The sequence below is a fragment of the Intrasporangium sp. genome (assembly GCF_036566125.1).
Taxonomy (GTDB): Bacteria; Actinomycetota; Actinomycetes; order Actinomycetales; family Dermatophilaceae; genus Intrasporangium.
This window is the reverse complement of the sequence record NZ_DATCWX010000296.1, coordinates 1-5976: the sequence shown is the minus strand read 5'-3', so window position 1 is coordinate 5976 and position 5976 is coordinate 1. Positions and strand designations below refer to the sequence as shown.

The following is a 5976-nucleotide window of genomic DNA, read 5'->3' as shown; positions in this document are numbered from 1 at the left end:
CCCCGGCGACGCGCACGATCTTGCGGACCGTGTTGGCGTCGACCACGAAGTTCTGCCCCCACTGCTTGGTGGGGCGCAGGTCGAGCCGTTGCGCGAGGTCGCGGATCTGGGCGGGTCCGAGGAGGGCGGCACCGGCTCCTTGCGCCGACTCCGCGGAGCCCGCGGCCCGCTCCTTCGTCATTGCCTCACCCTATGGGTAGCCCGGTGAGGCACGGGTTTGCGCCGTGCTGTCGACACCATTGCAGGAAGGCGGCCTGCCCATCGCCACCGAAGGCGGAGACCGCGTCGACGAGTGCGCCAGGGGTTGCTTGTCGCCGCTCCGAAGGCCGACGGAGCACCTGCATTCCAACCGCGGCGCAGTTGTCGGCGTCCCGCCGCCCAGGCTGGCCCACACGAAGGGCCCCCGACCAGCTCGTGGTCGAGGGCCCTTGCGGTGTCGTCAGTGGATTCGGCCAATCAGGCCTTGCAGCCCCACTGCGCGAGGCCGTTGTCGGCGTAGACCCGGTTCGCGACCGTGATCTGCTCCGCACGCGATGCCAGGTCGGCGCGCTGCGCGAAGTCGTCGCCGTTGTAGGCGAGCCACGTGCTGTACGAGAACTGCAGGCCGCCGTAGTAGCCATTGCCCGTGTTGATGGACCAGTTGCCACCCGACTCGCACTGGGCGACCCGGTCCCACATGTCGGAGCGGGCCAGGTTGAGGGCGCCGCCCGACGTGCTACCGGAGTCCGACGTGCTCGTCGAGGTCGGGGCCGGAGCTGGCTTCGGACGCTCCTTCGTGCCGACGAGGACGACCTTGTTGACCGGAGCCTTGGTGACCTTGGCGGAGACGCGCTCCTTCTTGGTGACCTTGCCGTCGATGATCGTGGCGCGCTCGGTGATGGTCTGCACGCCGTTGGCACCCTGCTTGCTGACCTTGGTCGTGCCCTCGTAGAGGGCCGAGGTCTGGGTGCGGACCGTCTTGTAGTCGACGGACTCCGTCCGGGTGCTCGTCTTCGTGGTGACGTCCTGAACGACGACCTTCATGCCCGCCTTGAGCGGGGTCGCGGCCGCGGGCGTCACCTTGTCATTCGAGTCGAAGCCGACGCGGAGCTGGCCGAGGGCCTCGGCGACGGTGGCAGCGGTCACCGTCTTCGTCGTGGTCTTGCCGTCGGCGACGACGGTCACCGGCTTGGGCGTGACGACCGTGAGGTCGAGACCCTGGCGTCCGATCGCCTGCGACCGCGAGACCGAGATCCGGGCCGCGTCGCTGCGCAGACCCAGGGCGAGCAGGGCGCCGTCGACCGTGGTCTCGGTCGTGCGGATCTGCTTCTTCGTGCCGTCGATCGTGAGGTTCAGCGTGCGGGCGTACTTGACGGTGACGGTGTCACCGTCGGAAAGAGACGCGTCGGCTGCTGGGTAGACGACGTCTCCGTCCTTGACCGTGATGCCTTCGCTCTCGAGCAGGTCACCGACCGTGCTGCCGAAGACGTGGGTCGCGGTGGACGTGCCGTCTACGGACAGGTTCACCGCCTTGTCGAGCTGAGCTGCCCCCACGCCACCGGCGGTGAGCAGCAGGGCGGCGCCGGCACCGGCGATGACCTGTAAGTTGCGCGAAATCACTATTCTCCGAACGTCGTACTCCCCGGGTGACACGCGCTCTCGGATCACCTCGGAGGGCTGTCTCGGGGACGTTCGCGAGGGGCCTCGATGAGGGTCCGATGCGGGGCGGCATCCGGCCAACAGTCATCCAGACTGAATGATCAAGTCCTCGATGGTCAAATTCCGATAACGTTCCTGTGGATGACCCATAACCTCGCGTAGGGGTTGGGGACAACGGTCTCGACAACCGTTACGACCAGGGTCCGTAGACCCTCTCGGAGTTCTCGGAGACCGCCCGGCAGAGGGTCGGCACGTCGACGTTGAGGACACTGGCCATGGCCCGAATGGTATGTGGCACAAGGTAGGACGCGTTGGTGGCGCCGCGGTGCGGGGACGGTGTCAGGTACGGGGCATCGGTCTCCACGAGCAGCTGCGAGAGCGGCGTCACGGTCAGGGCGTCACGCAGCGTCCGGGCGTTCTTGAACGTCACCGTCCCGGCGAACGACAGGTAGTAGCCGCGCTCGACACTTTCGCGCGCCGTCGACAGGTCCCCCGAGAAGCAGTGCAGCACCGTCCGATCCGGCGCCCCCTCCTCGTCGAGGACTCGCAGCACGTCCTCGTGGGCGTCACGGTCGTGGATCTGCAGGGCCTTGCCGAGACGCTTGGCGAGGTCGATGTGCCAGCGGAAGGCGTCCTGCTGGACGGCCACGCCGTCGGGCCCCGTACGGAAGTAGTCGAGCCCGGTTTCACCGACGGCGCGGACCCGCTCATGGCCGGCCGCACGCTCCACCGCGTCGTATGCCGCTGGCAACGTCCCAGCGGCAGCCAGCCTGGGCACTTCGTTGGGGTGCAGAGCGATTGCTCCAAGCACCTCGGGAAACCGCTCGACTGCGTCGATGGTGAAGTCGATGGCATCGAGGTCGCAGCCCACCTGGACGAGGCGGCTCACGCCCACCGCACGAGCTCGCGCGACCGCCTCGGCGACGTCCAGCGGCTCGGCGCCGTCACGGCCGATGTCGAGGTGGACGTGGTTGTCGACGACGTCGATCGGCAGCGGATCCGGAGCCGTCGGCAGCCCCTGCCGGGACGACGAGTGCGGGCTCATGCGCTGGCGCCCGCCTCGCCCTCATCCTCTCGGCGCATTCGTTCGATCTCCTCCTCGACGACCGACGGGTCGAACTTGGTGAAGACCGGCGTCGGCTTCGCGATCGGCGTCCCCACGACGACCGGCTGGTACTCCCACCGCGGCGTCCCGGAGTAGTCGCCGGTGATGACCGGATAGGGCCGGCCGTCGTCGAGGTCGGTCACCTCCTCGAGCACCGGCATCGGCACGAAGCCGCCCTGGCCGCCCATGACCCGGTGCACGCGGTTGGCGCCATGCGGCAGGAACGGAGCCGTCAGCGTGTTGATCGACACGACCGCCTGCGCCAGCACGTGGAGCACGGTCCCGAGCCGCTCCTGCTCGTCGTCACCCTTCAACTTGAACGGCTCCGTCTCGGCGACATAGCGATTCGCCTCGCCGACGACGCGCATCACCTCGCCGATCCCCTGCTTGAAGCGCTGTCGCTCGATGAGGCCACCGACCGTCGCGAAGGCACCGCGCACCGTGTCGAGCAACGCCTCGTCCACCGGCTCGAGACGCCCCGCCGCGGGGATCTGTCCGAAGTTCTTCGCGATCATCGATGCGGTGCGGTTGACGAGGTTGCCCCATCCGGCGACGAGCTCGCTGTTGTTGCGCTGGACGAACTCCGCCCACGTGAAGTCGCTGTCCTGGTTCTCCGGCCCCGCGGCACAGATGAAGTAGCGCAGCGGGTCGGGCCCGTAGCGCTCGAGGACGTCACGGACGTAGATGACGTGGCCCCGCGACGTCGAGAACTGCTTGCCCTCCATTGTCATGAACTCCGACGCCACGACCTCGGTGGGCAGGCTCAGGACGCCGTACGGCCCCGGCTCGCCACCCTTGTCGCCCCGGCCGGCATAGCCGAGCAGCTCCGCCGGCCAGATCTGCGCGTGGAAGGTGATGTTGTCCTTGCCCTGGAAGTAGTAGCTCACTGGCGGGTCGTCCTGCGTCGCGTCCCAGAACTCGCGCCACCGCTCGGGCTCGCCGACCCGACGTGCCCACTCGATCGATGCGGACAGGTAGCCGACGACGGCGTCGAACCAGACGTAGAGCCGCTTGTGGGTGTTCTCCTCCCACCCCTCCAGGGGAATCGGGATGCCCCAGTCGATGTCGCGCGTCATGGCCCGCGGCCGCACGTCGTCGAGCAGGTTGCGGGCGAACTTGATGACGTTGGGCCGCCACGTCCCGGACGCCTCCCGCCCGTCGAGCCACTCCCCCAGCGCGCCCGCGAGCGCCGGCAGGTCGAGGAAGAAGTGCTGCGTCTCGACGAATTCCGGTGTCTCGCCGTTGATCTTGCTCCGCGGGTTGATCAGCTCATCGGCGTCGAGCTGGTTGCCGCAGTTGTCGCACTGGTCGCCGCGCGCCTCGCCGTAGCCGCAGATCGGGCAAGTGCCCTCGATGTAACGGTCGGGCAGCGTGCGGCCGGTCGACGGGCTGATCGCGCCCTTCGTCGTCTGCTCGATCATGTAGCCGTTGCGCCAGTTGCCGGTGAACAGCTCCTGGGAGACCGCGTAGTGGTTCGCCGTCGTCGTGCGGGTGAACAGGTCGTAGGACAGGCCGAGGTCGGTCAGGTCGGTCGCGATGACGCGGTTGTACTTGTCGGTGACCTCCTGGGCGGACAACCCCTCCTTCTCCGCGAGGACGAGGATCGGCGTGCCGTGCTCGTCGGTGCCCGAGACCATGAGCACGTCGTGTCCCGCCATCCGCATGTACCGACTGAAGACGTCGGAGGGCACGCCGAATCCGGCCACGTGGCCGATGTGGCGCGGGCCGTTGGTGTACGGCCAGGCGACAGCAGACAGGACTTTGCTCATGGGCCTGATCCTAAGGTGGCCGGGTCCTCGACTGCGTTCCCGTGTCGCGGCGGCTCCGCCGACGATGCCGTATGCCGCTGGGCTCGCTCCCGCACGCCCGCGACGTCAGCGCCCCCGCCCAGTCGCCCCATCGAGTGAACAGCTTTTTGGGCCCGAATCGTGTTCACTCGATCAGTGGGCGGCGGGGGTCAGTCGGCGAGGCGGGCCTCGACCGTGATCGACGGCACGGCCTTGAGGGCCTGGCTCACCGGGCAGCCATCCTTGGCCTCCTCGGCGGCCTTCTGGAAGTCCTCGGCCGACATCCCGGGCACCGACCCCACGGTGCTCAGCTTGATCTCGGTGATGCCCGTGCCGGGTACGAACGTCACCGCGGCTGTCGTGTCGAGCGTCGTGGGTGGAGTGCCCGCCTTGGCGAGGCCGTTGGAGAACGCCATGTTGTAGCACGCGGAGTGCGCGGCCGCGATGAGCTCCTCAGGGCTCGTCTTGCCGCCCGGCTGCTCGGTCCGGGCCGCCCACGTCACGTCGTAGGTGCCGATCCCTGAGGACTCGAGGCTGACCTGCCCGTTCCCGGTGAAGAGGTCGCCCTCCCAGTGGGCGGATGCCGTGCGCGTGGCTGACATGAGCACTCCTTGTCTTCGATTCAGGTTCGCGGCGATTCGATGTGGAGGAGCCGCCCTCCCACCATTGCGCGACCCTCTGTGGAAGGCAAGGGTCGGTCGTGGCATGCAGCACCGAACCGCGCCATGATGAGGTCGAGGCGCTCGACCAAGGGGGCAGCGCCAGGCGTGGAGAGGCAGATCGATGTCGGACTCACCCTACGAGGCTCGCTCCGTCCTCAAGACCCTGTGGTGGCTCGTGCTGCTCCGCGGCATCCTCGCCATCCTCTTCGGGATCGCCGTGCTCGCCTGGCCCAAGGCAACGGTCGTGGTCTTCGTGGTCCTGTTCGCGGTCTTCTCGCTTCTCGACGGAATCCTCGACATCGTGCTCGGCGTCCAGGCCAAGGGCGAGCGGGGCCGATGGCTGATCTTCCTCCAGGGCGCCTTGGCCATCATCGCCGGCATCATCGCCGTGTTCTGGCCGAGCATCACGGCCATCGTCCTGCTCTGGCTGGTGGCGCTCTGGGCGATCCTCAGTGGCGTCATGGAGATCGCCGGCTCGCTCGAGCTGCGCAGGCTCGGTCGGCCGCGCTGGTGGTGGCACACGGTGGCCGGCGCCCTGGCCATCGTCCTCGGCGCGATCCTCCTGTTCGGCAACCCCACTCGCGGAATCCTCGCCATCCTGTGGGCCGTCGGGGTGCTCTCCATCGCCAGCGGGATCGCGCTCATCATTGCGGCCATGATCGCTCGACGTGGCATCAACGAGCTGTATCGGGCGACCGAGGAGGACAGCCAACCGGCCACGTGAACGTCGCGCCGAGGGGGATGATCGGCACGGCAGGATGGCGGGGTGAGCACCACACCTGAC

General features: G+C 68.2%; 5 protein-coding genes and 1 pseudogene. 1 reads left to right on the top strand and 5 read right to left on the bottom strand.

Annotated elements, in window-relative coordinates; all coding sequences use genetic code 11:
* From VIR15_RS17750 to VIR15_RS17730, 5 genes and pseudogenes are all read right to left on the bottom strand, one after another.
* Positions 1–181 (bottom strand): annotated as a pseudogene (locus tag VIR15_RS17750) (16S rRNA (adenine(1518)-N(6)/adenine(1519)-N(6))-dimethyltransferase); the annotation flags it as partial.
* A 275-nt stretch (positions 182–456) separates the two neighbouring features.
* Positions 457–1599 carry a resuscitation-promoting factor gene (locus VIR15_RS17745; RefSeq protein WP_331930171.1) on the bottom strand — a complete coding sequence of 381 codons (1143 nt, stop codon included), beginning with the start codon at positions 1597–1599 and terminating at the stop codon, positions 457–459.
* 229 nt (positions 1600–1828) lie between these two features.
* The gene (locus tag VIR15_RS17740) at positions 1829–2683 is read right to left on the bottom strand and encodes a TatD family hydrolase (RefSeq protein ID WP_331930169.1); all 855 of its coding nucleotides are present in this window, start codon (positions 2681–2683) and stop codon (positions 1829–1831) included.
* Positions 2680–4512, bottom strand: coding sequence for a methionine--tRNA ligase (metG, locus tag VIR15_RS17735; RefSeq protein ID WP_331930167.1), 1833 nt, complete (start codon positions 4510–4512; stop codon positions 2680–2682). Before metG ends, VIR15_RS17740 begins: the two co-directional genes overlap by 4 nt.
* A 188-nt stretch (positions 4513–4700) precedes the next feature.
* Positions 4701–5132, bottom strand: coding sequence for an OsmC family protein (locus tag VIR15_RS17730; RefSeq protein WP_331930165.1), 432 nt, complete (start codon positions 5130–5132; stop codon positions 4701–4703).
* 181 nt (positions 5133–5313) lie between these two features.
* Here VIR15_RS17730 and VIR15_RS17725 point away from each other — a divergent pair, with 181 nt between their 5' ends.
* Entirely contained in the window at positions 5314–5916 is a 603-nt protein-coding gene (locus tag VIR15_RS17725) for an HdeD family acid-resistance protein (RefSeq protein WP_331930163.1), read from the top strand.
* Positions 5917–5976: the final 60 nt, after the last annotated feature.

Coding starts and splice junctions, on each gene's coding strand:
- metG (WP_331930167.1), bottom strand. CDS start 4,512: ATGAGCAAAGTCCTGTCTGCTGTCGCCTGGCCGTACACCAACGGCCCG.
- VIR15_RS17725 (WP_331930163.1), top strand. CDS start 5,314: ATGTCGGACTCACCCTACGAGGCTCGCTCCGTCCTCAAGACCCTGTGG.
- VIR15_RS17730 (WP_331930165.1), bottom strand. CDS start 5,132: ATGTCAGCCACGCGCACGGCATCCGCCCACTGGGAGGGCGACCTCTTC.
- VIR15_RS17740 (WP_331930169.1), bottom strand. CDS start 2,683: ATGAGCCCGCACTCGTCGTCCCGGCAGGGGCTGCCGACGGCTCCGGAT.